This is a genomic window from Martelella sp. K41-7 (assembly GCF_055808365.1).
Genome location: NZ_CM147867.1, coordinates 730688 through 756157, shown reverse-complemented (window position 1 = coordinate 756157; position 25470 = coordinate 730688). Strand labels below are relative to the sequence as shown.

Below are 25470 nucleotides of genomic sequence, written 5' to 3'. Positions count from 1 at the left end.
CCGCCGGCTCGTCATCATCGGACCGGCTGATTGCGGCAGACAAGGCGGATGACCGCCGGAGAGCCACACCGAAAAAACATCCGGCCCCGAAGGGCCTGATTTCAAAAAAGCGGGAACTTCATCAACCCGGTCCGCCAAGGGCCGGAGGGAGAACAGGCAATGAAGCATTTTAGGAAATTCACAGGCGTGCTGCTTGCTGCGAGCGCCCTGATGACGGTATCGGCGAGTGCCGTCGAACTCAATATCGTCCACGGCGCGATCGGCAAGGACAATGAGGTTCTGCGCAAGGAACTCGACCGCTACCAAGAGATGACCGGCAACACCGTCAACATCGTGTCAATGCCGGAATCAACCACTGACCAGTTCGGCCAGTACAAGCTCTGGCTTTCGGCCAAATCGCCGGATATCGATGTCTACCGCATTGACGTTATCGGCGCGCCACAACTGGCCAGCCACTTCGTCGACCTGACGGAGGCAACCGCCGACATCATCGACCAGTTTGTTCCAGCCGCAGTGGAATCGCAGACCGTCGACGGCAAGCTCGTGGCGCTGCCCATGTTCCTCGGCGCACCGGCGCTCTATTATCGCACGGACCTTCTGGAGAAATACGATCAGCCGGTTCCCGAAACCTGGGACGAGATGACCGAGACCGCGCAGATCATCATGGATGGCGAGCGGACCGATGGGAATGAGGACATGTGGGGCTATGTCTTTCAGGGTGCGCCTTATGAGGGTCTGACCTGTGACGGCCAGGAATGGATCTACTCTTATGGCGGTGGCCGTATTGTCGAACTTGACGGCTCAATCGGCATCAACAACCCCAAGGCCGCTGAGGCGCTCAACATGGCCAAGTCATGGGTCGGCACCATCGCCCCGCAGGGCGTCCTCAACTACATGGAAGAAGATGCCCGCGGCGTATTCCAGACGGGCAATGCCGTATTCATGCGCAACTGGAACTATGCCTATGCGCTGGCCGACGGCCCGGATTCGCCGGTCAAGGGCAAGTTCGACGTGACCACGCTTCCTGTCGGAGCGGAGGGCGACAGCTCGGCGGCCACGCTTGGCGGCTGGCACCTTGCGGTCTCGAAATATTCGCCCAACCCGGACGAAGCGATCGAGCTGGTAAAGTATCTCAACAACTTCGAAAACCAGAAGGAACGCGCCATCGAGACCTCGCGTCCGCCGACAGTCACGGCCGTTTACGACGATCCGGAAGTCGGTGAGGCCCAGCCGTTCGTTCCGCGCTGGAAGCCGGTGGTGCTCAACGCCCTGCCGCGTCCCTCGGCTGCGACCAAGCGCAAATATAACGAGGTTTCGTCGGAATTCTGGACTGCCGTTCACGATACGCTTTCGGGCGACGGCACCGCCGAACAGAACCTTGCAAAGCTGGAAGCCAAGCTGAAGCGTCTGCGCGGCAACGGCTGGTAAAATCGGGCGGCGCCGCAGGCAAGACGTCGCGCGGCGCCGTTTCAACGCACGACAGGAAGGGAACGGAACATGGCAGAACCGGTCGAAAAATCGACCCTGTCACATCAGCGGGTTATCTCGGCCTGGATGTTTCTGGCGCCGATGCTGGCGGTGCTTGCCGTGGTTGCGGTCTATCCGCTGGTACGGACGATCTATTTCGGCTTCACCGACGCATCGATCGACTTTCCCGGCGAGGCACAATGGGTCGGCTTCCGCAACTATCTCGAATATCTCGATTATGGCGGAGGCGAAGGCGAATATTACGGCCTACTTGCTGATCCCGACTGGTGGCGGGCTGTCTGGAACACCCTGCGTTTCACCTTCTTCTCGGTTCTGTTTGAAACCATCTTCGGCATGGTCATCGCGCTGGTCCTGAACACGCAGTTTCACGGCCGCTCGCTCGTTCGTGCCGCCGTGCTGATCCCCTGGGCGATCCCGACCATCGTTTCGGCAAAGATGTGGGCGTGGATGATGCATGACCAGTTCGGCATTTTGAACGATATCCTGATGAAACTGCACATCATCGCCGAGCCTGTGGCCTGGACGGCCGATCCCGATACCGCGATGCTTGCCGTGCTGATCGTCGACATCTGGAAGACCACGCCATTCATGGCGCTTTTGATCCTGGCCGGTTTGCAGATGGTGCCGAAGGATATGTATGAGGCGGCCAAGCTCGACGGCATTCATCCGGTGCGCGTGTTCCGCAAGGTCACCCTGCCGCTGATCATGCCAGCCGTCCTGGTGGCGATCGTCTTCCGCGCGCTCGATGCGCTGCGCGTCTTCGACATCGTCTATGTACTGACCCCCAACAATGCCAATACGGCCACCATGTCGGTGTTCGCGCGTGAAAACCTGTTCGATTTCGACAAGTTTGCCTATGGCTCAGCGGCCTCCACGCTGCTGTTCCTGATCATCGCACTGTTGACGATCGGCTTTATCCGCGCCACCCGCATGAACCTTGGAGGCGACAGATGACCATCCCCTCCCCTGTCAAACGCATCGCGTTTTACGCGCTCGTTCTGATCATCCTCGCCCAGGCGCTGTTTCCGTTCTACTACGCCATCCTGACATCGCTCGAAAACGGTCAGGCGCTGTTCGAGGTCAACTATCTGCCCAAAGCGCTGACCTTCGACAATTATGCCCACATGCTGACCGACGGGGTCTTCGGCCACCAGATCTTCAATTCGATCTTCGTTGCCACCGTGGTTGTGATCTTCTCGCTGTTTCTGGGCGTCACGGCGGCCTTTGCGCTCAGCCGGATCCGCTTCACGGGCCGCGGACTTCTGCTGTTCACCATCCTCTCGGTGTCGATGTTTCCGCAGATCGCCGTACTTTCCGGCCTGTTTGAACTGATCCGCACCTTCGGCCTGTTCAACTCGCTGTGGTCGCTGGTGTTCTCCTACATGATCTTCACCCTGCCCTTTACGGTCTGGGTGCTGACCACCTTCATGCGCGACATGCCGATCGAGGTCGAGGAAGCCGCGATCATGGACGGGGCGTCGTCCTTCACCATCATCCGCCGCATCTTCCTGCCGCTGATGTGGCCGGCGATGGTGACCACCGGGCTTCTGGCCTTCATCCACGCCTGGAACGAGTTCCTGTTCGCGCTGACCTTCCTGTCCACCGACAGTCAGCGCACCGTCCCCGTCGCAATCGCGATGATCTCCGGTCTTTCCGAATTCGAAGTCCCGTGGGGCAACATCATGGCGGCCTCGGTGATCGTCACCGTTCCGCTGATTGTGCTCGTCCTCATCTTCCAGAGAAAAATCGTTTCCGGCCTGACCGCCGGCGCCGTGAAAGGATAGTCTCATGGCATCCATCGAACTCAAGAAAATCTGCAAATCCTTCGGCCATGTCGAGGTTCTGAAGGATATCGACCTCAGCCTCGAGAAAGGCGAGTTCATCGTCTTCGTTGGCCCTTCCGGCTGCGGCAAGTCCACGCTTCTGCGCCTGATTGCGGGGCTTGAGGATGTTTCCGGCGGCGACCTGATGGTCGACGGCGAGCGCGTCAACACCGTACTGCCGGCAAAGCGCGGTATCTCCATGGTGTTCCAGTCCTATGCGCTCTATCCGCATATGACGGTCTACGAGAACATGGCCTTCGGCCTCGAGCAGGCGAAGCTCGACAAGGCGCAAGCCGACAAGCGCATCCGCGAAGCCGCCGAGATGCTCCAGATCACCCCCTATCTGGACCGTAAGCCCCGTCAGCTTTCCGGCGGCCAGCGCCAGCGCGTCGCCATCGGCCGGGCGATCACCCGCCAGCCACGTATCTTCCTGTTCGACGAGCCGCTGTCCAATCTCGACGCGGCACTCAGGGTCGACACCCGCATCGAGATCGCCGCGCTGCACAAGCGGATGGAAGGCGTCACCATGATCTATGTGACCCACGACCAGGTCGAGGCGATGACGCTTGCCGACCGTATCGTGGTGCTGAATGCAGGGCGGGTGGAACAGGTTGGCACGCCGATGGAACTCTACATGAACCCTGCCAGCCGCTTCGTCGCCGAGTTCATCGGATCGCCGCGGATGAATGTGATCGAAGGAGAAATCGCCGCAGATTTCGGCGCAGCGGCCTGCGGCATCAGGCCGGAGCATATGACGATTTCGCGCGCCCAGGGCCGCTGGGCAGGCAAGGTTCTGCTGTCGGAAGAACTCGGCAGCGACACTTTCATTCATGTCGAGACAGAAAGCGCCGGCATGCTGAATGTGCGCGCGCCGGGCGCCCAGGATTTTGCCTCAGGCGAGCGGGTCTTCGTAACACCGGATGAGACGGCCCTTCACCGCTTCAACGCAGCGGGTCTGGCAGTTTCCGCTTAGGAGAGCAACATGAACGGCACCCCACCCGCCACCAACCGTCCGATCTGCGTGATCGGCAATGCCAATCTCGATCTGGTGACCGGCAGTATCGATGACTGGCCGGAATGGGGCACGGAGGTTTTTCTGGAAAAATCTGATTTCCGCATCGGCGGTTCGGCGGCCAATACCGCGCTCGTGCTCCAGCGCCTCAATCATCCCTCGGGCCTGGTCTCGGCGACCGGCAGCGATGCGGCGGGCGCGATGATCACCCATCAGTTCGCAGGCCCCCTCGACAGGATCGCGGCGCGCCCGGAACCGACATCGATTTCTGTCGGGGTTCTGCGCAAAGGCGGTGAGCGCAGCTTCCTGTCGACAAACGGACATCTCGACAATCTCGACGCTGCCTTCTTCGCCGACGCGCTCAAGCGCTGGCCGCTCGTGAACGCCCTCACACTTGTGTCCGGCGGCTTCGCCCTGCCGGGCCTTGAGGCCGATCATACGGAGTTTCTGGAAATGCTGTTGTCGCGCGGCGCGAGCATCGCGATCGATCCGGGCTGGCCCGGCCATGGCTGGACAGAGGCCGCTATTGCGGATGCTAGGGCCTGGATCGGTTGTGCCGACCACATCCTTCTCAACGACAAGGAAATCCTTGGCCTGACCGGCGAAGGGACCGTCCACGCCGCCTGCCGCGCGCTTGCGCCAATCATGCGGGCGAATGCCGCACTCGTGGTCAAGCGCGGCCCCGAAGGCGCGGCATGCTACCGGCATCGCAATTTCATCACCGAACACGCGCGCGCGCTCGACGTGATCGACACGGTGGGCGCCGGAGACGCCTTCAACGCGGGTTATCTGAGCGCCGTTGCCGAAGGGGCCTCCGCGCGTGCAGCGTTGAGGCGCGGCATTGATGTCGCTGGCGCAGTGATCAGCGAATTCCCCCGCAGCCACACCGCCATCAGCTTTCAAGAAAGTGCCGAGCCATGCGCAATATCCTCCTTCTGATTGCCGACGATCTCGGACGGATGACCGGCTGCTATGGTGAAAAGGCAATTGCAACACCCAATATCGACCGCCTTGCCGAAAGCGGCACGCGCTTTGACATGGCGTTTACCTCCACCGCCTCCTGTTCAGCCAGCCGTTCGGTGATCTATACCGGGCTGCACACGCACGAGACTGGGCAATACGGCCTCAATCACGATCACCACCATTTCATGACCTTCGATCATGTCGAGACCGCGCCCGCGCTTTTGAACGCGGCAGGCATGCTGACGGGGATCATCGGCAAGGTTCATGTCGGCCCGGATGCGGCCTATCCTTGGCAGGTACGCGCGGAAAGCTGGGAACGTGACGTCAGATGGGCAGCTGACCGCGCCTCGACTTTCTTCGAAAGCGCCGAGGCGGAGGAAAAACCGTTCTTCCTGACCATCGGCTTCATCGATCCGCACCGCGACGAGACAAGGGGCGGTTTCGGCAATGACCGGGCCTATCCCGGTGTTGAGGACCGGGTATTTTCGCCCGAAGCAATCAGCGTGCCGCCCTTCCTGACAGACCTGCCGGAAGTGCGGCAGGAGCTTACCGACTATTACCGCTCGATCTACCGGCTCGATCAGGGCGTCGGCATGGTTCTCGATGAACTGGAAAGCGCAGGCCTTGCTGACGACACACTCGTCGTCTTTCTCTCAGACAATGGTTCGCCCTTCCTCAATTCCAAGACCACACTTTACGACGCCGGCATTCACCTGCCGCTGATCATGCGCAAACCGGGTGGGCGCGCGGGTGTTCATAACCCCAATCTGGTGTCCTTCACCGACCTTTTGCCGACCTTTCTCGACTGGGCGGGCCACGAAGTCCCGTGCGGCCCGCGAAAGGGCCGATCCCTGTTGCCAATCCTCGAAAACGAAACGCTTCAAGATGACTGGCAGGCCGTGTTCGGCTCGCATACCTTCCACGAGGTCACCAATTACTGGCCGACACGCTTCATGCGCACCACGCGTTACAAATATCATCGCAATGTCGCCTGGCAGCTCGATTTTCCGTTTTCCGGTGATCTCTATGGCTCATTGACATGGGAGGGGATCCGCAACGAGGCCCCGGCAATGATCGGCCGGCGTTCGGTGCGGGACTATGTTCGACGCCCGCCGGAAGAACTCTACGACCTTGAGGCCGATCCGCACGAGGTCAAAAACCTAGCCGACGACCCGGACCACCGCGAGCAATTGCTGGCCATGCGGAAAGCAACCGAGGCGTGGCAGCGCGACACCCATGATCCATGGCTTTACCGCGATGGCGTGTCGCTGCGCGCCATCGCAAAGCACCTCGAAAACGGGCTTGCCGTGCCTGAGCGTTTTGACTTCGACCCGGACAATCCGGGCTCGCGCTAGGCTTTGCTATTTACTAAGCCATTGCTTTGAAAAAGCAGGGTCAATATACGGGTTGGACAACACACGATACCCGATAAGCCATGGCACGCGATACTGAAATCCCTCCCGACAGCAACGCTGCAAGCCCCGGATATTTAGCCCGCAGCGCTGACGACCGCATTCTGATGCAGTTGAAAATGCACGGGGGCCTCACAGCCACTGTGCTTGGCAAGCGCCTGGGCACGACCGGTGAGGCCGCACGCCAGCAGTTGATCCGGCGCGACGAGCATATCGTCAGCGGCGGACGACGCTGCGCCTACGTGCTGAACGAGAGCTGACAGCCATGGCGAGGGAAAGCTGCATGCCGCCTGGAATTCGCCAGGCATTGGAGAAACAGGTTACGGCAGGCAAGGACAACGCGCTGTGCCGACTGACCCTTGGCCGTATCGTCTTTGCCGAGGACCGCCATGACGATGCGATTGCCCACTTCACCCGGGCGCTCGCGCTCGACCCGGACTATTCCGCCGCCTATGCCGCACTCGGCAAGGCCTATCAGCGCAAGGGTGAAACTGCACGGGCCATCGAAACCTTCGGCAAGGGTGCAGATATTGCGGCCCGTAATGGTGACCTGCAGGCCGCCCACCAGATGCGGGTTCTCCACCGCAAGTTTTGCAGGGCCGGTGCTTGATCGACACCGGACATTCTGAGCAACGCGGAACCGGATACCGCCCTCAATGTACAGGAGCGTATCAAGACGAACGCCTCAATCGTGCGCGAAGCAAGTCTGACAAGGTCTACAGGATCTCAACAGGCCGTTCCCACTGAATGAAGACAACGCAGCCCTCGTCCGTCCAGACGCTGTGGCGCGTTCCCGGCGGATTGCAGATGACGCTGCCAGTGCCGTAGGTACCGCTCTCATCGCTCTGCACACCGTCAACGACAATGATCGTCTCCAGACCGGTATGCAGGTGTTCCGGCACGCTTGCCCCGGGTTGATAGCGCAGAAACGCCCAGACAGGCCCCTCCTCCACTTGCCAGAGATAATGCACATCAACACCATCTCGAAAGGGCTCGAACGGCAGGTCACGCCAGCCGCCGGAAAGAAGATCGGCAAAGGGCCGGGAGTTAGCCATTGAGCGCCTCCAGAATGTGGTCGGTTTCAGCGGCACAGCCGACAATGCCACCTTGTGCTGTAATCATCGCGATCGTCGCATCCCTGAAGGCTGCGAAATAGCTCTCGGTGGCGTCGGTCGCCAGAATGCCGTCATAGCCGCGGTCATTGGCCTCTCGCATGGTTGTCTGCACGCAGACCTCGGTCGTTACACCGGCAAACACGAGTTGGCGAACATCGCGCGCCTTCAGGATGTCCTGAAGATCCGTTGCGTAGAATGCACCCTTTCCGGGTTTGTCGATGACGACCTCGTCACCGATCGGAGAAAGCTCGGGAATGATTTCCGCGCCCGGTTCACCGGCAACAAGCAAACGGCCCATGGGACCCGGATCGCCGATCCTGAGCGACGGTGCGCCACGGTCGCGCTTGGAAACCGGCAGATCGGAAAGGTCCGGACGGTGACATTCACGAGTATGAACCACCGGCAGTCCGGCCGCCCTGAAGCCATCGATCAGACGGGCTACCGTGGGAATGATCGCGCGCAGCCGTGACACATCGTTGCCGAGTGACGCACCAAAACCGCCTTCCTCGACGAAATCGCGCTGCATATCGATGACGATCAGCGCCAGATGCTTGTTATCGCAGGGAAAATCGAAAGGGTGCGCCTTGATCACTGCCATCACGCATGTCCCGCCATAAAGTGCCCCAGCGCTTTCGGATCAGCGTTCCCGACCGGGGTCTCAAAGGTGATCCGGCCTTCACTCATCACCAGAACACGGTCGGACAATTCAAGGACTTCGTCCAGGTCCTCACTGATCAGCAGCACTGCCACACCGGCATTGCGCGCCTCGATAATGCGGTCACGAATGGCACGGGCTGCCGAAAAGTCCAGACCGAAACAGGGATTGGAAACGATCAGCAGCGCGACATCGCCGGTCAGCTCCCGTGCCAGTGCGGCGCGCTGGACGTTGCCGCCTGAAAGATCACGGATCGGTGCGCGCGGCCCCTGTGTGCGGATATCGAATTCACCAATCAGGTCCGCGGCCCTGCGCATCATCGCCTTTTTGCCGAGGAATATGCGGCTCCCGTCGCCATCGAAATCCCTGAGCGCCAGATTTTCCGCCACACTCATATGCGGCGCGCAGGCATTGACCAGAGGCTCTTCCGGCAGGTAGCGCACCTTGTGGCGCCGGGCCTCGTCGCGCCGGGCGCGATAGGCCTCCCCTCTGACTGTGATCCGACCCTGCTTGAGCGAGCGCTGTCCGGTCAGCATTTCCATCAGCTCGACCTGACCATTGCCAGAAATCCCGGCGATACCGACAATCTCACCGGCCCGAACGGTCAGGCCATCGATATGGATGTCCTTGTAGCCACTGCGATCAAGAGCCGTAGCATTCTCGATGGCAAGCACTGGCTCTCCGGCCTCGCCATGACGCGGCGCAGGCGTGCCGATCTCGGAACGCCCCATCATCATCGCCGCCATATCCTCATTGGTCAGGTCGCTGACCGGCCCCTTGCCCGCCAGCTTTCCCCGGCGCAGGACGGTGACTTCATCCGCAAACGCCCTGACCTCACGGAATTTGTGAGTGATCATCAGCACACTCAGCTCACCGGCTTTGGTCAGCGCGCTGACATGGCCAAGCACCTCGTCGGCTTCCAACGGCGTCAGCACCGATGTCGGCTCGTCGAGGATCAGAAAACGATGACCGAGATAAAGCTGCTTCAGGATTTCCAGCTTCTGCTTTTCGCCGGCGGCAAGACTTTCGACCCTGCGATCAAGCGGAACGATAAAGGGCATGGTCTGCATGAAAGCCTCAAGGGATTTCATTTCCCTGCGCCAGTCAATCATGGCCGGAGTGTCGATCCGGGCAATCACCAGGTTTTCAGCCGCCGTCAGCGATGGCACCAGCGTGAAGTGCTGGTAAACCATGCCGAGCCCGAGATCATGCGCATCCCTCGGGTCCCTGATGGCGACTTCCTTACCGTTCACAGCCACCTGGCCATCAGTGGCCGCGTAAAACCCCATCATACACTTCACAAGCGTCGACTTGCCGGCGCCGTTTTCGCCCAGAAGCGCATGAAACGACCCGGAACGAACCTTCATCGATACGTTATCGAGCGCGGTGAAATCACCAAAGCGCATGGTCATGCCAATCGTCTCGATCGATGGCGCTTTGCGGCTTTGTGTCATTGCCTGAGCCCCGCCAGCAGCGCCCGGCTGGTGGAGACGGCGCCGAACACACCGCCCTGCATCCTGATCATCGAAAGTGCCGCATCATGATTGGCTTCATCGGTGGCCCCGCAGCAATCTTCCAGAAGCACGCATTCAAAGCCGCGGTCATTGGCCTCGCGCATAGTGGTGTGAACACAGACATCGGTGGTGATGCCGGTCAGGATGATGTTTTCGATGCCCTTCAGCCTGAGGATCATTTCCAGATCGGTGGCGCAGAAGGAGCCTTTTCCGGGCTTGTCGATAATGATTTCGCCGGGTTCGGGCGCCAGTTCATCGATGATTTCCCAGCCCGGTTCGCCACGCACCAGGACCTTCCCGCACGGTCCCGGATCACCGATACCCGCGCCAATCTGGCGCGATCGCCAGCGCTTGTTGGCCGGAAGATCAGAGAGGTCGGGGCGATGACCTTCGCGGGTATGGAAAATATGATAGCCAGCAGCGCGCATCGCCGAGAGCACGGCCTTGATCGGTTCGATCGGCGCGCGTGTCAGCGACAGATCATAGCCCATCTTGTCGACATAGCCGCCCTTGCCACAGAAATCGGTCTGCATGTCAATGACGATCAACGCGGTGTTTTCCGGCCTGAGATCACCATTATACGGCCATGCATAGGGGTTGGATTCGATTGCTGTCATCACTCAGCCCTTCTGTTGTTCGCCAAAAAGGCGGGTCGGAGCATCAAACCCGCAGCCGGTTCCATCGGTGACCTTCACCGCGTCTTCCCATGGCAGGCGATATTGTCCGGCGGCAAGATCATGCATGTAGGTATAGGGGCAGTCCTGCGCGCCGCCCTTGACGGCGACGTAACCGCGATGGCCGAACTGATAGATATTGTTCTCCACACCCCAGCCAAGACGCGCCTCGCGCACGAGGTCCGGGCGCACTTCCGCGGTGATGATCTCATCGGGCCGGCCGGTTTTGCCATGGGCCAGAACGGTACCGTCGAAATTGCAGATCATTCCTTCACCCATGGAATCGAATGTTCCATCCGACCCACCCATACAGACATTGGCCGTGACCATCAGGTTGCAGAAAGCGTTGGACTGGTTGGTGAACCGCCAGCTCTCGCGGATCGGCGCGGTGTAGCCAGCCGTGCGGATCATAATGTCAGCGCCCTTGTAGGCGCATTCGCGCGCCATTTCCGGGAACATACCGTCATGGCAGATAATCAGCGCCAGTTTGGCGCCCTTCGGCCCGTCGCAGACCGGGATGCCGGTATCGCCCGGCTCCCACGGTTCAACCGGAACCCAGGGATGCATCTTGCGGTAATAGAGCTTCAGATCGCCCTGATCGTCAAAGATGATTCCGGTATTGTAGGGCATGCCGCCGGGGTTGAGTTCCATGATGGAAAAGCAACCCCAGATCTGATTTTCGATGCAGGCCTGCCGCATGGCCGCCACTTCCGGGCCGTCCATGGTACACATGATTTCCGGATTGGTATCCATCGACAGGCCGTGCAGCGCATATTCCGGAAAGACAACGAGATCCATGCCGGGCTGGTTACGCCGCGCCTTGCCGACAAGCGCAACAACACGCGCCGTCTGTGCTGTCAGATCCGCCTTGGTTTTGACCAACGGAAGCTGAAGCTGCACCAGACCGATGCCGACACCGCTTTCCGAGACATTGAGACCGCCAAGTCCGCTCATGTTTTTCTCCGTTATTTCGTGATGGCAAGTTCGCGCGGTGCGCCTGTGAGCGCGCGCTCGGTGGAAGACGTCGCGATCAGAATGCCGAGGGTCAGCACATAGGGCGCGGCGTAGAACAGGTAGTAACCCTCGGTGACCCCGACAGATTGCAGCGCCGGACCAAGCGCGCCCGCGCCACCGAAAAGAAGGGCCGCCCAGAAACAGTTGATCGGGTTCCAGCGCGCAAAGATCACCAACGCCACAGCCATCAGCCCCTGGCCCGAAGAAATGCCCTCGTTCCAGCTGCCGGGGTAGTAAAGCGAGAGATAGGCCCCGCCGATACCGGCAAAGGCGCCACCGATGGCCGTTGCAAGGATCCGCACACGGATAGGCCGGATCGCCAGCGTGCGGGCAGCATCGGTGCTGTCGCCGACGACACGCACGGTAAGCCCGATGCGGGTGTTGCGGAACATCCATGCCATGACGAAGGCCAGGATGGCACCGGCGATAAACAGAACATTGACCTGAAGCGCCGCCCGCACCTGTGGAATATCGGACCACCAGCCGAAGGGGATGGCGGGCAGCCCGGGGGCAACCGGCTGGACATAGGGCTTGCCGAAATAGAAGGCGAGGCCCATGCCCAGCACCATCATGGCAATGCCGACGGCAATATCATTGACGCCCTTGAAACTGCACAGCCAGCCATGGATCAGACCGAAGAGCAAACCGGCAAAGGCGGCAAAGGCGACCCCAATGAATGGATTGCCGGAATGATAGGACATGGCGTAACCGGTCACAGCACCGATGACGAGCGTGCCTTCGAGGCCGAGATTGATCCGGCCGGCTCTCTCGGTCAGGCACTCGCCGAGCGAGACGAACAGAAACGGCGTCGACACACGGATGGCACCGCCGAAAATGGCGAGCGGCACGCCCCAGAGCCCAAGTGCAGAAGCATCAGCCATCTCAGTTCCTTCCCCGTTCAAACACTTTTTGGATGAGTGAACCCGAGCGCCCGTAAAGCGTCTCGCTCAGAAGAACGATCACAAAAATGGTGCCTTCGAAGACGAGGATCGTCGCATCGGGCAGGTCCATCCGGCGCTGAACCAAACCGCTTGATGCTTCGAAACCGCCAAGCAGCATCGCCATAGGAATGATCGCCAACGGATTATGACGCGCGAGAAACGCGACCAGAATGCCGGTATAGCCAACCCCGGAGATCAGCGAGTCATTGGCCGAACCATAAATTGCGGAAACTTCGAAAAAGCCACCAAGCCCGGCCAGCGCACCACCGAGGGCAGTAAAACCGATCACCAAACGCGCCACAGGAAAGCCCTGAACCTGCGCAGCGCGGATATTGTCACCGGTGACCCGCGCGGCAAAACCGACGGTGGTGCGCTCAATCAGGAAAAAGCAGGCTATGCAGGCCATAACACCAAAAGCAACACCCCAATGTGCATCAATGAAGGGCATATTGCCGATCCTCAGGCCATCCGGCACTGGATAGGTCGCGGGCTTGTTCAGGCTGGAAGGATCGCGAAAGACGCTTTCGACCAACTGATTGAAGAGCGCAGTGGCGATATAGGCCATCAGCAAGGAGGCAATCGTTTCATTGACCCCGCGCAGGATGCGCAGCGCGCCGACGGCACCGATCCAGACGCCGCCGACGATGATCGCTGCCGCAATCATGGCCGCAAAGCCAAACAACGGCGGCAGACCGGCACAGGCCACACCGGCGACCGCAGCGGCGAGACCGCCGAGCACGATTGCCCCCTCGCCGCCGATGATCATCAGGCCGAGCCGCGCCGGAATGGCCACACAAAGGGCGGCCATCAGCAGCGGACTGACCCGTGAAAGTGTGTTCTTCCACGAAAATGCCGACGAAAAACCCGCCTTCCAGACCAGCGCGAAAAACTCGGCCGGAGATTGCCCCTGCGTCAGCAGAAACAGCGAGAACAGCAGGCTGCCCGCCAAAAGGGCGAACACAGGGATCGCCATCGCTTCCAGGCGCGAGACCAGCCAGGCGGGGATGGCCGAGCGGCGGGGTGCAGGCCCCGCCGCAGACGTTTCGTCAGCACTTGTCATGGTCGATCAGTTCGTTGAACCGATCACGCCCTCGACGAGATAATTCATCGATTCCAGCGCGATATCGGTTTCGGGGAAGGACTGTCCGGCGGTCGCGATGACATTACCTGCATTGTCCTTGAGCGGGCCCTTGATAGCCGCGAAGCCGCCGAGCAGGATTTCATCGCGCACGGCATTGAACTGCTTGGCCGCAACATCGGTCACAGCCGGACCGAGCGGCGACATCTTGATAAAGCCTTCGGCCAGGCCACCGCGCACGAAATTCGGGATGTCGCCGCCGGCCAGCGTCGTCTTGACGAATTCGGTATAGACATGCGGCCAGTTCCATTCGGCACCGGTCAGATAAAGCTCGGGCGCGAGCGGGCTCTGGTCGGCGTGGTAGCCGCAGATATAGCAGTCGCGCGCCGCCGCCGTTTCGACCACCACTTTCGGCCCGTCGACATGGCAGGTGATGACATCAGCGCCCTGGTCGGCCAGCGCATTGGTGGCCTCGGCCTCCTTGACCGGCGAAGACCATGCTCCGGTGAAAATCACCTGACAGGTGATGTTCGGATCAACGGCACGCGCACCCAGCAGGAAGGAGTTGATGTTGTTGAGCACCTGCGGGATCGGCTTGGCGGCAACAAATCCGAGCTTTTTCGATTTGGACATATGGCCGGCAACGATGCCGTTCAGATACTGCCCCATACCGATATAACCGAAATAGGAACCGGCATTTACAGGGTCACCCTCCGCCCAAAGACCACCACAATGCTCAAACCGGACATCGGGATAACGCGGCGCGGTTTCCTTCACATAGGGGGCGTAATAGCCGAAAGAGGTCGGGAACAGGAGCGACGCACCGTCGAAATTGATCATCGATTCCATCGTATTGACGACATCGACGGATTCAGGAACATTTTCTTCTTCGACAACGGTCACGCCGTCCATTTTCTTGACGGCAGCTGCGCCTTCAGCATGGGCCTGATTATAGCCGTAATCGTCTTTCGGACCGACATAGATAAAGCCGACAGTGAGGCTGCCAGCAGCCATGGCCTGACGCAGGCCAAACGGCATTGCGGTTGTTGCCGCCAGCGCAGCCGAGGTTTGCAGGAAACGGCGTCGGGAAAATGCTGTCATCTTCTTCATTGAAGCTCTCCAGTTTGGCTGACCGGCGTGCCGATTTTCAATTGCCGGTTTCTTGGCTTGAGGAAAGCCTATCCACATTCATCTGTTCTGACTTCTGCTATTTTTTCCCATGACCGGTGAAAAAAATGCACCACTCGTGACCGTTGCTTGTCAGTCTGCAAACTCTTCCATGGCGGATATCAGGCTTTGGGCGAAACGCGCCGAAGCAATGGGCAGTGTTCTGCCCTTCATCTGTCCCAAAAGCAAAGAGCCCGCAGGCAAGTCGCGGGTCGAAATCGGACGGCTTGTCAGTCCACTGCCTGCGGGGAAACGGAGCCCCACCGGTATCTGAAAGCTCAGCGCGTCCTCAAACTCGATATAATGACGCATGAAATCGAAAGAATCCGATTCAATCACGGGCTGAAGATTGCGCGAGGCCCCGGCAAGCGCCTGCTCCATCATATGCCGGACCGCATAGGCCGAAGACGGCAGAACATGGCAGAAGTCCAGGCATTGTCGCAGCCGGATTTCGCTTTGACCTGCCAACGGATGCCCTTCGCGCATGATCGCATGAACCACCTGAGGCACAGCGGAAAGCACGGTGAAGTCAACCATATGGACCGGTTCCAGCACCAGAGCGAGATCACTTTGAAAGGTGATCAGGTCCTGCTCCGCAGCGGCCCTGTCGCGGATCTTGACGGCAAAGGTAACGCCCGGGTGCTCGGCCCGATAGGCGGCGACACGGGCGGGCAGGAAATACGGACTGAGTGCCTGCGAACAGGCTATCGTGACATGACCGCGCCGTTCTCCGGTAAGATCCGCCACCTGGCCCTGCACACGGCGAAGCTCGGAAAGCTGCGTGCGAAAGTGCTGCACGAGGAGCTCTCCGGCGGGGTTCAGACGCACACCGCGCGGCAATCTTTCGAAAATCTCGTAGCCGAACTCCTCCTCGAAACGCTGGATACGCCGGTTCAACGCCGAAGCCGTGATGTTCATGTCATCGGCGGCCTTGCGGATAGACCCGGCACGCATGACCGCCTCGATATAGCGAAAATCCTGCAGGTGTTTCATGTCGGCGAAAAACCTCTTTCAAATACGCGGTGCAAAAATTGCATCGGATTTGTGAAAATATAGCAATAGCGTTTTCACGCAAAACCGCCAATGACTGTCTGCACAACATGAGGACAGACGAGATGACGACCCCACTGACCTTGTCGGGATTGCGCGCGGCCTATCAGGACGGCACAACGCCGGAGCAGATCATCGGCCAGATCTATGACCGGATCGCAGAAATCAACGACCCCGCCATCTTCATCACGCTTAGGGATCAAGATGAAGTGAAGGCCGAGGCGCGCACATTGGGTGCCTGCGATCCTGAGAAACCGCTTTGGGGTGTTCCCTTTGCGGTCAAGGACAATATCGATGTCGCCGGCCTGCCCACCACCGCGGCCTGCCCGGCCTGGGAATACTTGCCGAAAACAGATGCCTTTGCCGTCGCCAAATTGCGCGCGGCAGGCGCAATCGTGATCGGCAAGACAAACCTCGACCAGTTCGCCACCGGCCTCGTCGGCGTGCGCTCGCCCTATGGTGTTCCAAACAACGCGCTTGATCCCGAAATCGTACCGGGTGGCTCGTCCTCCGGTTCTGGCGTGGCCGTCGCCCACGGTCTTGTCTCCTTTGCGCTTGGCACGGATACCGCAGGCTCCGGCCGCGTTCCTGCAGCACTCAACAATATTGTCGGGCTGAAACCCTCGCTCGGCGCGCTGTCGGCCTCGGGCGTGGTTCCGGCCTGCCGCTCCACCGAAACGATTTCAATCTTCGCCCTGACGGTGGAAGATGCCAGCGCTGCGTTTCAGGCGGCTGCCGGTTTCGATCCGGCCGACGCCTATTCGAAAACGATCGCCACACCGGAGCTTTTTGAGGCACCGGCAGGCCGCGCTATCGGGGTACCGGACGAAAGTAGCATCCGTTTCTTCGGTGACGAAGCCCAGGCACGGTCCTTCCAGCATGCACTCAGCCTGCTCGAACAGGCGGGCCACGTCATCCACCACATCGACTTCACGCCGTTTTATGCCATTGCCGAAATGCTTTACGAGGGTGCCTGGGTGGCCGAACGCCACAGCGTCATCGAAGATCTGATGCAGACCGATCCCAATACGGTCCTGCCCGTCACCCGCAAAATCATCGGCAAGGCGGAAACGCTGAGCGCAACCGACGCCTTCCGCGGTTTCTACCGGCTGAAGGAACTGACACGGGCGGTCGAGCCGGTGCTTGCCGGCCTTGATGCGCTGTGTGTCCCGACGATCCCAACCTTTTACTCACGCGCCGATCTTGAGGCCGACCCCGTCACGCCGAATTCCAATCTCGGCACTTACACCAATTTCGTGAACCTCCTCGATATGTGCGGTCTCGCCGTGCCGTTGGCCGCGCGCGAAGACGGACGGCCGGGAAGCGCTACGCTTCTTGCAAAATCAGGCGAGGATACACTTCTCGCTGCATTGTCCGCACCGCTTGAAATGGCGGGCGAGCGGACGCTTGGCGCGACGGGTTGGGACCGTCCTGCACGTTCGGCGGCGGCGCCCTACCCGTCAGGTTTTGTGAAGATCGCGGTCTGTGGTGCACATCTCTCCGGCCTGCCCCTCAACCATCAACTGACCGAACGGGGTGCATTCCTGCTTGAAGAGACCGTTTCCGCTCCGCTTTACCGTTTTCTCGCGCTGGCCGATGACGGTGTGAAACGACCAGGCATGATCCGCACAGTCACGCAGCAGAAAAATGGTATTGCCCTTGAGATCTGGGCCATTCCGGAACAAAAGCTCGGCTCTTTCCTCACCGGCATTCCATCACCGCTCGGCCTTGGCAAGGTCGAGCTTGAAGGCGGCGAAATGGTCTGCGGCTTTATTTGCGAGGCGAGCGGAGAGAACGGTGCTGAAGACATCACCGAGCTTGGAAGCTGGCGCCGCTATATTGCGCTGGAATGACCCCGACCTCACCCTTTGTAGGCAACACGACTGCGACCCCTCACCTTCATCCAGGGATCTGAGACAGAGCCACATCATGCCTGGCGCGCTGGTACATGCGACCGTCATGGGCAACATGCTGTTCGGGCAACAGCTGAAATATAGACCTTGCCTTTCTTTAGCGTCGACCATTGATCTTTCTCGCGATTTCCTGAAATGTCTGCTGCATGAGACCTCCCCGAATATCCCTGAGGCGGCATCTTTCCCGGCTCGCCGAAATTCCAAGACTGTTCGCTCCGGCGACATTGCCGCGTGGCTGGGACGAGGACGATCCCGCAATCAGGAACGCCCGTCACCAGATCGAGGTTCAGCAGTTCTTCCACACCCGGCTGCCAACCTTTGACATGCCGTGCTGCCTCCTCGATAAGGAAGGCGAGAGCGTGTATTTCGGAGACAGCGACTTTCGGCCGGCAAGGCTGATGTTGCCGGAGGTCAACGAGCACGGCATCTCTATTTCCGAGCATGCAAATCACATAGTTGTCCTGCTCGAACTGCGCCGCTACTGGAACAATCCACCGTCCGGCGCTGCCTGGCTTGCATTGAGCGTGGGGCCAAGGTTTTTCGACGCGATGACATCCGATAGCGGATTGACCAACAGCGAATATCAGTTGGTCACCGGCCTGCTTTCTGGCCTCGATCTCAAACAGGTGGCTGAGCGTCTTAACGCCTCCTATGATACCAAGCGTAAACAGTTGCAGATCATCTTTCAGAAGTTCGGAGTTACCAGTCAGGCGGCGCTGATACGTCTCATCTCCACCCGGCTGATGGGATATTTTATCGAAACGCTGAGCCGGCCGGTCAGCGAAAAGCCCGAACGCAAGCTGCTCGCCCGCCACTACGGCAGTGACGTCCTGGTTCACTCCGTTGCGCTGGAATCCGGCAAGGAGCTGCCGGTCTGGGAATTCGGTGATCGCAGAGGCAGGTCCTGTATCCTGTTTCACGGGCTGATCTCGCCGACGATCCTGTGCGAAGAAAAGGTCGCCATTCTGCGCCAGCACGGATTGCGCTGGATTGTTGTGCCGCGTTTTTTCGTTGCCGGCGCCACAAGGGCCCATCCCCTCGGCTTTCTGGATCGCTACACCGATGCGCTGGCCGAATATGTCAGGCACTTCATCGGCGAGCCAGTGACCTGCGTGGCAGTCAATTCCGGCGTGTCCTGGGCTGTGAAATTCGCGAGCCGTTATCCCGAACTCGCCGACAAAATAGTAATTGCCGGATCGCCCTATCCGCCTTCGCAGGCTTTCGATACGACGGATCGCAGCATACAGGCAGCGCTTTCAAACGCGATCAGACAGCGCCCCTTCGTGCTCACGGCGCTTGTCAGATCCTATGCCATGCTGACGCGCTCGCCGAAACTCGCCGCCCGGGCCTACCGCCATGCCTATCGCGACAATCCGGTCGATCTGGCCACAGTCAACGGCTATATTGAATCGGGCTGGGCGCTCGACTGGCTCCATCTGATCGGTGAACGGGCGACAGCCGCCGTGGTTGCCGATCTCGCCGTCAACGAAAGGGGTTGGGAAAACGAGGCCGTCAACCTGCAATTACCCCTCTTCTTTCTCCATGGCGGACAAGACACGATGTGCCCGCCTGAGGCGGTCCGCCGGTTGCAAGATGGTCTCGCTTCGTCCGATCTGCACGTCATTCCGGATGCCGGCCATCACATCGCGGTAAGTCATTTTGCCCAGCTTTGCGCAATCGCGGCCGACAACACAGAGCACCCCAGTCATCCGGTTTCAACCGGCCTGCCGGACAAGGCCACCGAGACGGCGCGGGAGATGAGCCTTGCCGGACCTGCCCGTCCCAATTAATGCAAAATGGCGCGCCCGAAGCTCAGATTGACTACGGCTTCCTCACGTTCAAGCCTTGCCCGCCGGGTCATCAGCTTACGGCAAAACACGACCATTTGAAGCGCCGGCTACACGTCAGTGACCGGAAGCGTGACGAACCTCTTAAACGAGCACCTATTCGACAACTTACGCCATGCCCACAATCTGTTGGCGGCATGGCGCCACGTCGTCAACCATCACCGCCCGCATTCCAGCCGGGCTGCTCTGACACCACAGGGATATTTCAACCGGTCAATGGAAGGCCCAAGCCAGAACAGGGTAAACTTGTAAACGCGGACTCATTGGGGATCAGGTAAATCGTGTCGTCCGGCTTCTGGTCTTCATGTGTTTGCCCTGCGGGTGTTTCACCAGCGCATCATGAGTCCGAGCTTACCACCAATACTGTAGTTGCCTTGCGTATCTCCGATTCCGGCAAGGCCGGAAAGCTCGCCATAGGTGGCATATTTTCCATTGGCCCATGAATAGGTACCACCCAGACCAACCTCGCCATACCAGCCCTGCATGTCACTATCGAGCGTCACACCGCTGATGTTGACGCCGGTGCCATCAAGGAACTCATGATGGACATTGGCGATGGTGTAGATCCCCGCCGACCGGCCTTGCCCCGCATCATCGGTCCAACCCGTTTTGTTTTCGGCGGAAAGACCAAGGCGTAAGCGCAGGCTATCGTCATTGCCGAGCGAAACACGTTCACCGTAATAGCCGGTAAAGTCATCAAATGATGTCTTGGTATAGATCAGCTGTGCCTGTGGCGTCAGCGAGACTTTATCATTCAGCGCAAACCCCTGGCCGACCTCAAGCGAGGTCGAAAAGCCCGTGCCATTATTGTTGTCGACAAGCGAGCCAAGCGAATTGCTCGTCAGATCACTTTCCGACCACAGGAACTGGGCCTGACCATCGGCATAAAAGCCGTTTTCGCCATACCAGGTCAGCGTGGCACCCAGCCCATAGCCATCGACGGATGTTTTGCCATCACCATAGTCCGACGTGGTTTTGGCAAAGCCATTGGCATATTTGGCGTAAACGCCACCAATCAGCTGGCCGCTGCTGCCATCATAAAACAGACCGTCCAGACCGGTATTCACAGACCAGTGACCGAAATCCGTTTGATATTTCGTGGCCGCTGTATCTGGGGCAAAATGATCATGCGTGCCATCAATGCGGGTCCACAACGCATCCACCTTCGCCGTGTCTCCACCTTCGGAAACGCGCCAGGTCTTGTCGTCATAGACCCCACGCTCGCCAACGCGCTGGCGCAGGGTCGGCAACCGGCCAAGCGCCATGAGGATCTGCGGGTAGGATTCGTAAACCGGAACAGCAGGCTGATACGTGCCATCTGTCGCCAGATAGAAATCATTGGATTTCTGCGCCAGATCATACAGAAAGGCACCGCTACCGATCGGGCCATTGGCAAGGGCAAAATCATCCGCCGCGCTGGTGCCGCCGACATCAACAACAAGCACATCGTCGCCGAGCACATTTCCGGATGTGATATTGTTCACGGTGATCAGCGTTTGACCGCCGAGAATAGAGCCGTTGACCGTCAAAACATCGGATAAGGCACGGCTGAAATCGGTATCAACGGCCAGCCCTCCGGTTCCCGCGTAATGGCCGGAAATCACCAGACCATCACCGTTCCGTCCGTTTTGAAGCGTGATCAGGCCGGCATTTGTGAGGTTGCCATTTACCCTCATAACGCCACCGAAGCCGCCTGCTGCGGTTCCCGGCGCCATCACACCTCCAGCGGCAATCGACGTTTCACCAACAGTGCCGAGACCGGTCAGCAGCGCACCATCGTCTACGGCCATCATACCACCAAGTGTGCCGTTGACCTCCAGCGTACCTCTGGTCACCGAGGAGCGACCGGCAAACGCACTATTGTCAGCCGTCAGGATTGTGCGGCCCGTGCCATCCTGAGAGCCCGATTTAAAAGTTGTTGAGTGATATCAGAAGGATGTGATTCAACCACCTCTGCCAAGAACGTGGAGGATCGCATGCCCTGGAATGATATCACCCGCCTGCAGCATAACCGGGATCGCCTTCGCTATCCAACCGATTTGACGGACCGTGAGTGGGCTGTAATTGCTCCACTGATACCGCTGGCCAAGCCCGGCGGGCGGCCACGGAAAACGAATATGAGGGAAGTGGTGAACGCGATCCTTTATATTGCGGGCAGCGGCAGTCAATGGCGGGCTCTGCCGAAGGACTTCCCTCCGGTCTCCACGGTGCGAGGCTATTTCTATGGCTGGCGCGACATCGGCCTTTGGCAGACCATCAATCATCTGCTCGTCTGCGCTACGCGCGAACTGGAGGGGCGCGAGGCCTCGCCCACAGCCGGTGTCATCGACAGCCAGAGTGTCAAGACCACCGAAAGCGGCGGGGTTTCGGGCTACGACGCCGGCAAGAAGATCAAGGGCCGCAAGCGCCACATCATCACCGATACGATCGGGCTGATGCTGTTCGTGCTTGTCCATGCTGCCGATATCCAGGACCGCGACGGTGCGCCCGATGTCCTGAAAGCCATCCGCTACCGTTTCCCCTGGTTGCGCCATGTCTTCGCAGATGGCGGCTATGCCGGGCAGAAGTTGCGAAAAGCGCTGCGCGGATGCGGCCAATGGAACCTTGAAATCATCAAGCGCTCCGACATAGCGAAAGGCTTTGAGGTTCTGCCCCGCCGATGGGTGGTGGAGCGCACCTTCGGCTGGTTCGGACGATGCCGTCGGTTGGCCAAAGATTGGGAAAAGTCCATCGCAAGCGCCACAGCATGGGTCAACATCGCCAGCATCAGGGTGATGACCAGACGCCTCGCACGATATTGTTTCCCATCATGAACTTTTGAATCCGGCTCTGAGAGAAGGCACCCGCACCGCTGATCATGCCGTCATAGGTCCAGACATCACTGCGATTGACCGCAAGCGTGGCACCGCTGCTGATTGCCGCATCGCCAACAATTGCACCACTTGTGCCGCCATTGCCAAGTTGCAAGATCCCGGCTGTCACCTGCGTGCCACCGGTATAGGTGTTATCAGCCGTCAGGATTGTGCGGCCTGTGCCATCTTGAGAGAAGACCCCTGCACCGCCGATCGTGCCATCATAGGTCCAGACATCACTGCGATTGACCGCAAGCGTGGCACCGCTGCTGATCGCCGCATCGCCAACAATTGCACCACTCGTCCCGCCATTGCCAAGCTGAAGTGTGCCTGCCAGGACCTGCGTATCGCCGGTATAAGTGTTATTTCCTAAAAGCGTGTAGGTGCTGGCGGTGGTGACCGCCATGCTGCCTGTGCCGGAGATGACACCGGCATAGGTGCCGTTGGCAGCAGTCTGGGTCAACATCTGATCTCCCAGAACCGTCGAACCAGCGCCGTTTAATGTGATGATCGACGCACCGGCGGTGGTATCAGCAATATCGAATGTGCTGCTGGTGCCAACATTCACACCGCTGGACGCGGCAAAGCTGCCCGTGCCTGTAAGCGCCAGTGTTCCTTGCTCGATCTGCGTGCTGCCAGTGTAGGTATTGGTGCCGGTCAGAACCGTACGGCCTGTGCCATTTTGAGAAAAGTCACCCGCACCGCTGATCGTGCCGTCATAGGTCCAGACATCACTGCGATTGACCGCAAGCGTGGCACCGCTGCTGATCGCCGCATTGCCAACAATTGCACCACTCGTCCCGCCATTGCCAAGCTGAAGTGTGCCTGCCAGGACCTGCGTATCGCCGGTATAGGTGTTATTTCCTAAAAGCGTGTAGGTGCTGGCGGTGGTGACCGCCATGCTGCCAGTGCCGGAGATGACACCGGCATAGGCGCCGTTGGCAGCAGTCTGGGTCAACATCTGATCTCCCAGAACCGTCGAACCAGCGCCGTTTAATGTGATGATCGACGCACCGGCGGTGGTATCAGCAATATCGAATGTACTGCTGGTGCCAACATTCACACCGCTGGATGCGGCAATGCTGCCCGTGCCTGTAAGCGCCAGTGTGGCACTATCGGTGATAGTGGTGGCGCCGGTATAAGTATTGGTGCCGGTCAGAACCGTGCGGCCCGCGCCTAGAACATTGACGCTGCCTGTGCCTACGCCATCAACCAGGTCGGCATTCAAGGTAAAGGTATCGGCGCTGGCGGGGGCGGCCAGGTTTACCGTGCCATCCAGCTGCGAAACGCCGCCGGATCCTGAAAGGTCCAGCGAAGTGGCGCCACCCAGCGTCATCAGTGGGGCAGATCTGTTGGGAAGAGCGGTTGCATCACCTGCCGTGCCACCGCGGATCGTTGCACCATCGGCAAACGTGATGGCACCGTCAGTGGTAATGGCATTGTCCCCTGCGGCCACCAACGTTGCATCGCCACCAAGCGTAAATTCTGAATCTGCACCGGCAAGAGCGATCGTGGCAACCCCGACCGTAGCATTGGCATCTGAGGCCGTGGCATTGGCCACTTCACCCTCGCGGTAAAGATAGAATGTCCCTTCCGACACATCAAAGGTCGTCTTCCCGGCACCAGTTTGAGTGAATTCATTTTCACCACCCAGAGCCCAGACACCAGCACCGGATTTGGCAATGGCAAGCGTTCCGGCATTACCAGAAAAAATCGACATCGGGTCGCGAATATCGAGCAGCCCGCCGCTTTCCACCGATGTGTCGAGAGTTGTTGTACTGCCCGCCCCCGAAGAGAGCGCAATCGAATTTTCTTCCCCGCCTGAGGTATTGCCGGAAAACAGGCTGACATTGCCACTGGTTGTTACCAGATCGATTGTTCCACCGGCTGCCAAAATTCCGCCGCCGCCAAGGTTGGCCGAATTGCCGGTGAAGCTGCTGTCGGTGATCGACAATATTCCAGAGTTGTATAACGCACCGCCAAACTGCGCTGTATTTTCGGAAAAACTGCTGTTTTTAATCGTTGAAGTGCCGGTGTTGATTAACGCACCGCCAGCGGCTGCACTATTTCCGGAGAAACTACTGCCGGCGACCTGCAATGTGCCAGCGCTATTGTCGACGGCGCCACCCACGCTACCTGCCGTATTGTCGGAAAAGCTGCTGTCTACGACAATAACGGTGCCACCGGCCGTGCTCGCGATGGCTCCGCCTTCCTGGGAGCTCGAATTCTGATCGAAACGGCTGTTGGCAATTGTGAGTGTACTGCCATCGTCATTGAAAACCGTGCCGCTCAAATTACCGTCATTGTTGAAAAAACGACTGTCCACAATCGTCATCGAGCCGCCATCTTGATTGGAAAGCGCCGATCCATTGATACCCGAGGAACCATTGGAGAAGAGGCTATCGACAATCGTCACTGCGCCGCCACCGCTGTGTATCGCTGCGCCTTCACCAGTTGCATTACTGTCAAACACGATCGATGAATTGGCACCAGCATCGGCGAGACTGGTCGTAGCGCTGCCGAAAAACAGATCGCCGCCGCTCTGGACGTCGAACGCTTCACCATTACCCAAGGCACCGGGATCTTGATAGCTTATCGTCGTATTGTCGACGTAAATGACGACTTCGCTGTTCACCACCTCCTTGGTGATGTTTGTGGTCGGCGTTGTGTAGGTCGTCGTAGCATTGGCAGCCACGGCAGCATTGTAGGTGGTGTATGCGGAACTGATCGCCGCCGCATTCGCAACAGTGGGGGCGCTTGCATACGCCTGAATTGCCGCCGTCAGTGCAGCATTGGCATCGGAAACATCGCTGGCTGCGGCTGTGATGGGTACAAGCGCGAGTATGAAGGACAGCGACGCAGCGGAGACAGTCAGCGTAAGGCGCCTTCTTGTCAGTTGAAGCGAGGACAGAAACCTTCCCTCCGTGCTCGAAATCGATTTCAGCATTTGCG

General features: G+C 59.2%; 22 protein-coding genes and 1 pseudogene. 12 read left to right on the top strand and 11 right to left on the bottom strand.

Annotation, left to right across the window (positions count from 1 at the left end; translation table 11 throughout):
* The first annotated feature begins 159 nt into the window (after positions 1-159).
* From AC0L7L_RS03535 to AC0L7L_RS03500, 8 genes are all read left to right on the top strand, one after another.
* Entirely contained in the window at positions 160-1428 is a 1269-nt protein-coding gene (locus AC0L7L_RS03535; RefSeq protein WP_473511985.1) for an ABC transporter substrate-binding protein, read from the top strand.
* 69 nt (positions 1429-1497) lie between these two features.
* Positions 1498-2442 (top strand): carbohydrate ABC transporter permease, encoded by a 945-nt coding sequence (locus AC0L7L_RS03530; RefSeq protein WP_473511983.1) that lies wholly within the window; start codon positions 1498-1500, stop codon positions 2440-2442.
* The gene (locus AC0L7L_RS03525; protein WP_473511981.1) at positions 2439-3272 is read left to right on the top strand and encodes a carbohydrate ABC transporter permease; all 834 of its coding nucleotides are present in this window, start codon (positions 2439-2441) and stop codon (positions 3270-3272) included. The genes AC0L7L_RS03530 and AC0L7L_RS03525 overlap by 4 nt, the downstream gene beginning before the upstream one ends.
* A gap of 4 nt (positions 3273-3276) precedes the next feature.
* Positions 3277-4284: an ABC transporter ATP-binding protein gene (locus AC0L7L_RS03520; RefSeq protein WP_473511979.1), complete on the top strand. Its 1008-nt coding sequence runs from the start codon at positions 3277-3279 to the stop codon at positions 4282-4284.
* A 9-nt stretch (positions 4285-4293) separates the two neighbouring features.
* A complete protein-coding gene (locus AC0L7L_RS03515; RefSeq protein ID WP_473511977.1) occupies positions 4294-5262 on the top strand; it encodes a carbohydrate kinase family protein in 969 nt (322 codons plus the stop codon).
* Entirely contained in the window at positions 5241-6641 is a 1401-nt protein-coding gene (locus AC0L7L_RS03510) for a sulfatase family protein (RefSeq protein WP_473511973.1), read from the top strand. Before AC0L7L_RS03515 ends, AC0L7L_RS03510 begins: the two co-directional genes overlap by 22 nt.
* An 80-nt stretch (positions 6642-6721) precedes the next feature.
* Positions 6722-6958 carry a hypothetical protein gene (locus AC0L7L_RS03505; RefSeq protein WP_473511971.1) on the top strand — a complete coding sequence of 79 codons (237 nt, stop codon included), beginning with the start codon at positions 6722-6724 and terminating at the stop codon, positions 6956-6958.
* 23 nt (positions 6959-6981) lie between these two features.
* Entirely contained in the window at positions 6982-7308 is a 327-nt protein-coding gene (locus AC0L7L_RS03500; RefSeq protein ID WP_272210329.1) for a tetratricopeptide repeat protein, read from the top strand.
* A 106-nt stretch (positions 7309-7414) separates the two neighbouring features.
* On the opposite strand, the gene AC0L7L_RS03495 is transcribed toward AC0L7L_RS03500, so the two are convergent.
* The 9 genes from AC0L7L_RS03495 to AC0L7L_RS03455 all read right to left on the bottom strand — a co-directional run bounded on the left by AC0L7L_RS03495 (position 7415) and on the right by AC0L7L_RS03455 (position 15849).
* Positions 7415-7753 carry a cupin domain-containing protein gene (locus AC0L7L_RS03495; protein WP_272210328.1) on the bottom strand — a complete coding sequence of 113 codons (339 nt, stop codon included), beginning with the start codon at positions 7751-7753 and terminating at the stop codon, positions 7415-7417.
* The gene (locus AC0L7L_RS03490) at positions 7746-8411 is read right to left on the bottom strand and encodes a cysteine hydrolase family protein (protein WP_272210327.1); all 666 of its coding nucleotides are present in this window, start codon (positions 8409-8411) and stop codon (positions 7746-7748) included. The genes AC0L7L_RS03495 and AC0L7L_RS03490 overlap by 8 nt, the downstream gene beginning before the upstream one ends.
* Positions 8411-9922 (bottom strand): ABC transporter ATP-binding protein, encoded by a 1512-nt coding sequence (locus tag AC0L7L_RS03485; protein WP_473511967.1) that lies wholly within the window; start codon positions 9920-9922, stop codon positions 8411-8413. Before AC0L7L_RS03485 ends, AC0L7L_RS03490 begins: the two co-directional genes overlap by 1 nt.
* A complete protein-coding gene (biuH, locus tag AC0L7L_RS03480) occupies positions 9919-10599 on the bottom strand; it encodes a biuret amidohydrolase (protein WP_272210324.1) in 681 nt (226 codons plus the stop codon). Before biuH ends, AC0L7L_RS03485 begins: the two co-directional genes overlap by 4 nt.
* 3 nt (positions 10600-10602) lie before the next feature.
* Complete coding sequence (locus tag AC0L7L_RS03475) at positions 10603-11610, bottom strand: formamidase (protein ID WP_272210323.1); 1008 nt, start codon at positions 11608-11610, stop codon at positions 10603-10605.
* Between the two features lie 11 nt (positions 11611-11621).
* Positions 11622-12551, bottom strand: coding sequence for an ABC transporter permease (locus AC0L7L_RS03470; protein ID WP_272210322.1), 930 nt, complete (start codon positions 12549-12551; stop codon positions 11622-11624).
* Position 12552: 1 nt separating this feature from the next.
* Positions 12553-13671: an ABC transporter permease gene (locus AC0L7L_RS03465; protein WP_473511964.1), complete on the bottom strand. Its 1119-nt coding sequence runs from the start codon at positions 13669-13671 to the stop codon at positions 12553-12555.
* A 6-nt stretch (positions 13672-13677) separates the two neighbouring features.
* Complete coding sequence (locus AC0L7L_RS03460) at positions 13678-14799, bottom strand: BMP family ABC transporter substrate-binding protein (protein WP_473511962.1); 1122 nt, start codon at positions 14797-14799, stop codon at positions 13678-13680.
* Between the two features lie 150 nt (positions 14800-14949).
* Positions 14950-15849, bottom strand: a complete 900-nt coding sequence (locus AC0L7L_RS03455) for a LysR family transcriptional regulator (RefSeq protein ID WP_272210317.1) — start codon at positions 15847-15849, stop codon at positions 14950-14952.
* A 122-nt stretch (positions 15850-15971) separates the two neighbouring features.
* On the opposite strand from AC0L7L_RS03455, the gene atzF reads away from it, so the two are divergent.
* The 3 genes and pseudogenes from atzF to AC0L7L_RS03440 form a co-directional block, all read left to right on the top strand.
* Positions 15972-17759: an allophanate hydrolase gene (gene atzF / locus AC0L7L_RS03450; RefSeq protein WP_272210316.1), complete on the top strand. Its 1788-nt coding sequence runs from the start codon at positions 15972-15974 to the stop codon at positions 17757-17759.
* Positions 17760-17965: 206 nt separating this feature from the next.
* Complete coding sequence (locus AC0L7L_RS03445) at positions 17966-19609, top strand: bifunctional helix-turn-helix transcriptional regulator/alpha/beta hydrolase (RefSeq protein ID WP_473511959.1); 1644 nt, start codon at positions 17966-17968, stop codon at positions 19607-19609.
* A 141-nt stretch (positions 19610-19750) separates the two neighbouring features.
* Positions 19751-19918, top strand: a pseudogene (locus AC0L7L_RS03440) (integrase core domain-containing protein); the annotation flags it as partial.
* A gap of 74 nt (positions 19919-19992) precedes the next feature.
* On the opposite strand, the gene AC0L7L_RS03435 reads toward AC0L7L_RS03440, so the two are convergent.
* Positions 19993-21501: an autotransporter outer membrane beta-barrel domain-containing protein gene (locus AC0L7L_RS03435; RefSeq protein WP_272210313.1), complete on the bottom strand. Its 1509-nt coding sequence runs from the start codon at positions 21499-21501 to the stop codon at positions 19993-19995.
* A gap of 141 nt (positions 21502-21642) precedes the next feature.
* Here AC0L7L_RS03435 and AC0L7L_RS03430 point away from each other — a divergent pair, with 141 nt between their 5' ends.
* Positions 21643-22479: an IS5 family transposase gene (locus tag AC0L7L_RS03430; RefSeq protein ID WP_272210312.1), complete on the top strand. Its 837-nt coding sequence runs from the start codon at positions 21643-21645 to the stop codon at positions 22477-22479.
* On the opposite strand, the gene AC0L7L_RS03425 is transcribed toward AC0L7L_RS03430, so the two are convergent.
* Positions 22433-25465, bottom strand: a complete 3033-nt coding sequence (locus AC0L7L_RS03425) for a beta strand repeat-containing protein (protein ID WP_473511956.1) — start codon at positions 25463-25465, stop codon at positions 22433-22435. The genes AC0L7L_RS03430 and AC0L7L_RS03425 overlap by 47 nt on opposite strands.
* Positions 25466-25470 lie beyond the last annotated feature (5 nt).

What these genes read in the sequence shown, in the direction of transcription:
- AC0L7L_RS03470 (WP_272210322.1), bottom strand. Translation starts at nt 12,551, where the DNA reads ATGGCTGATGCTTCTGCACTTGGGCTCTGGGGCGTGCCGCTCGCCATT.
- atzF (WP_272210316.1), top strand. Translation starts at nt 15,972, where the DNA reads ATGACGACCCCACTGACCTTGTCGGGATTGCGCGCGGCCTATCAGGAC.
- AC0L7L_RS03505 (WP_473511971.1), top strand. Translation starts at nt 6,722, where the DNA reads ATGGCACGCGATACTGAAATCCCTCCCGACAGCAACGCTGCAAGCCCC.
- AC0L7L_RS03525 (WP_473511981.1), top strand. Translation starts at nt 2,439, where the DNA reads ATGACCATCCCCTCCCCTGTCAAACGCATCGCGTTTTACGCGCTCGTT.
- AC0L7L_RS03430 (WP_272210312.1), top strand. Translation starts at nt 21,643, where the DNA reads ATGCCCTGGAATGATATCACCCGCCTGCAGCATAACCGGGATCGCCTT.
- AC0L7L_RS03455 (WP_272210317.1), bottom strand. Translation starts at nt 15,849, where the DNA reads ATGAAACACCTGCAGGATTTTCGCTATATCGAGGCGGTCATGCGTGCC.
- AC0L7L_RS03520 (WP_473511979.1), top strand. Translation starts at nt 3,277, where the DNA reads ATGGCATCCATCGAACTCAAGAAAATCTGCAAATCCTTCGGCCATGTC.
- AC0L7L_RS03485 (WP_473511967.1), bottom strand. Translation starts at nt 9,922, where the DNA reads ATGACACAAAGCCGCAAAGCGCCATCGATCGAGACGATTGGCATGACC.
- AC0L7L_RS03510 (WP_473511973.1), top strand. Translation starts at nt 5,241, where the DNA reads ATGCGCAATATCCTCCTTCTGATTGCCGACGATCTCGGACGGATGACC.
- AC0L7L_RS03495 (WP_272210328.1), bottom strand. Translation starts at nt 7,753, where the DNA reads ATGGCTAACTCCCGGCCCTTTGCCGATCTTCTTTCCGGCGGCTGGCGT.
- AC0L7L_RS03475 (WP_272210323.1), bottom strand. Translation starts at nt 11,610, where the DNA reads ATGAGCGGACTTGGCGGTCTCAATGTCTCGGAAAGCGGTGTCGGCATC.
- AC0L7L_RS03460 (WP_473511962.1), bottom strand. Translation starts at nt 14,799, where the DNA reads ATGAAGAAGATGACAGCATTTTCCCGACGCCGTTTCCTGCAAACCTCG.
- biuH (WP_272210324.1), bottom strand. Translation starts at nt 10,599, where the DNA reads ATGACAGCAATCGAATCCAACCCCTATGCATGGCCGTATAATGGTGAT.
- AC0L7L_RS03515 (WP_473511977.1), top strand. Translation starts at nt 4,294, where the DNA reads ATGAACGGCACCCCACCCGCCACCAACCGTCCGATCTGCGTGATCGGC.
- AC0L7L_RS03425 (WP_473511956.1), bottom strand. Translation starts at nt 25,465, where the DNA reads ATGCTGAAATCGATTTCGAGCACGGAGGGAAGGTTTCTGTCCTCGCTT.
- AC0L7L_RS03530 (WP_473511983.1), top strand. Translation starts at nt 1,498, where the DNA reads ATGGCAGAACCGGTCGAAAAATCGACCCTGTCACATCAGCGGGTTATC.
- AC0L7L_RS03465 (WP_473511964.1), bottom strand. Translation starts at nt 13,671, where the DNA reads ATGACAAGTGCTGACGAAACGTCTGCGGCGGGGCCTGCACCCCGCCGC.
- AC0L7L_RS03445 (WP_473511959.1), top strand. Translation starts at nt 17,966, where the DNA reads ATGAGACCTCCCCGAATATCCCTGAGGCGGCATCTTTCCCGGCTCGCC.
- AC0L7L_RS03500 (WP_272210329.1), top strand. Translation starts at nt 6,982, where the DNA reads ATGCCGCCTGGAATTCGCCAGGCATTGGAGAAACAGGTTACGGCAGGC.
- AC0L7L_RS03535 (WP_473511985.1), top strand. Translation starts at nt 160, where the DNA reads ATGAAGCATTTTAGGAAATTCACAGGCGTGCTGCTTGCTGCGAGCGCC.
- AC0L7L_RS03490 (WP_272210327.1), bottom strand. Translation starts at nt 8,411, where the DNA reads ATGGCAGTGATCAAGGCGCACCCTTTCGATTTTCCCTGCGATAACAAG.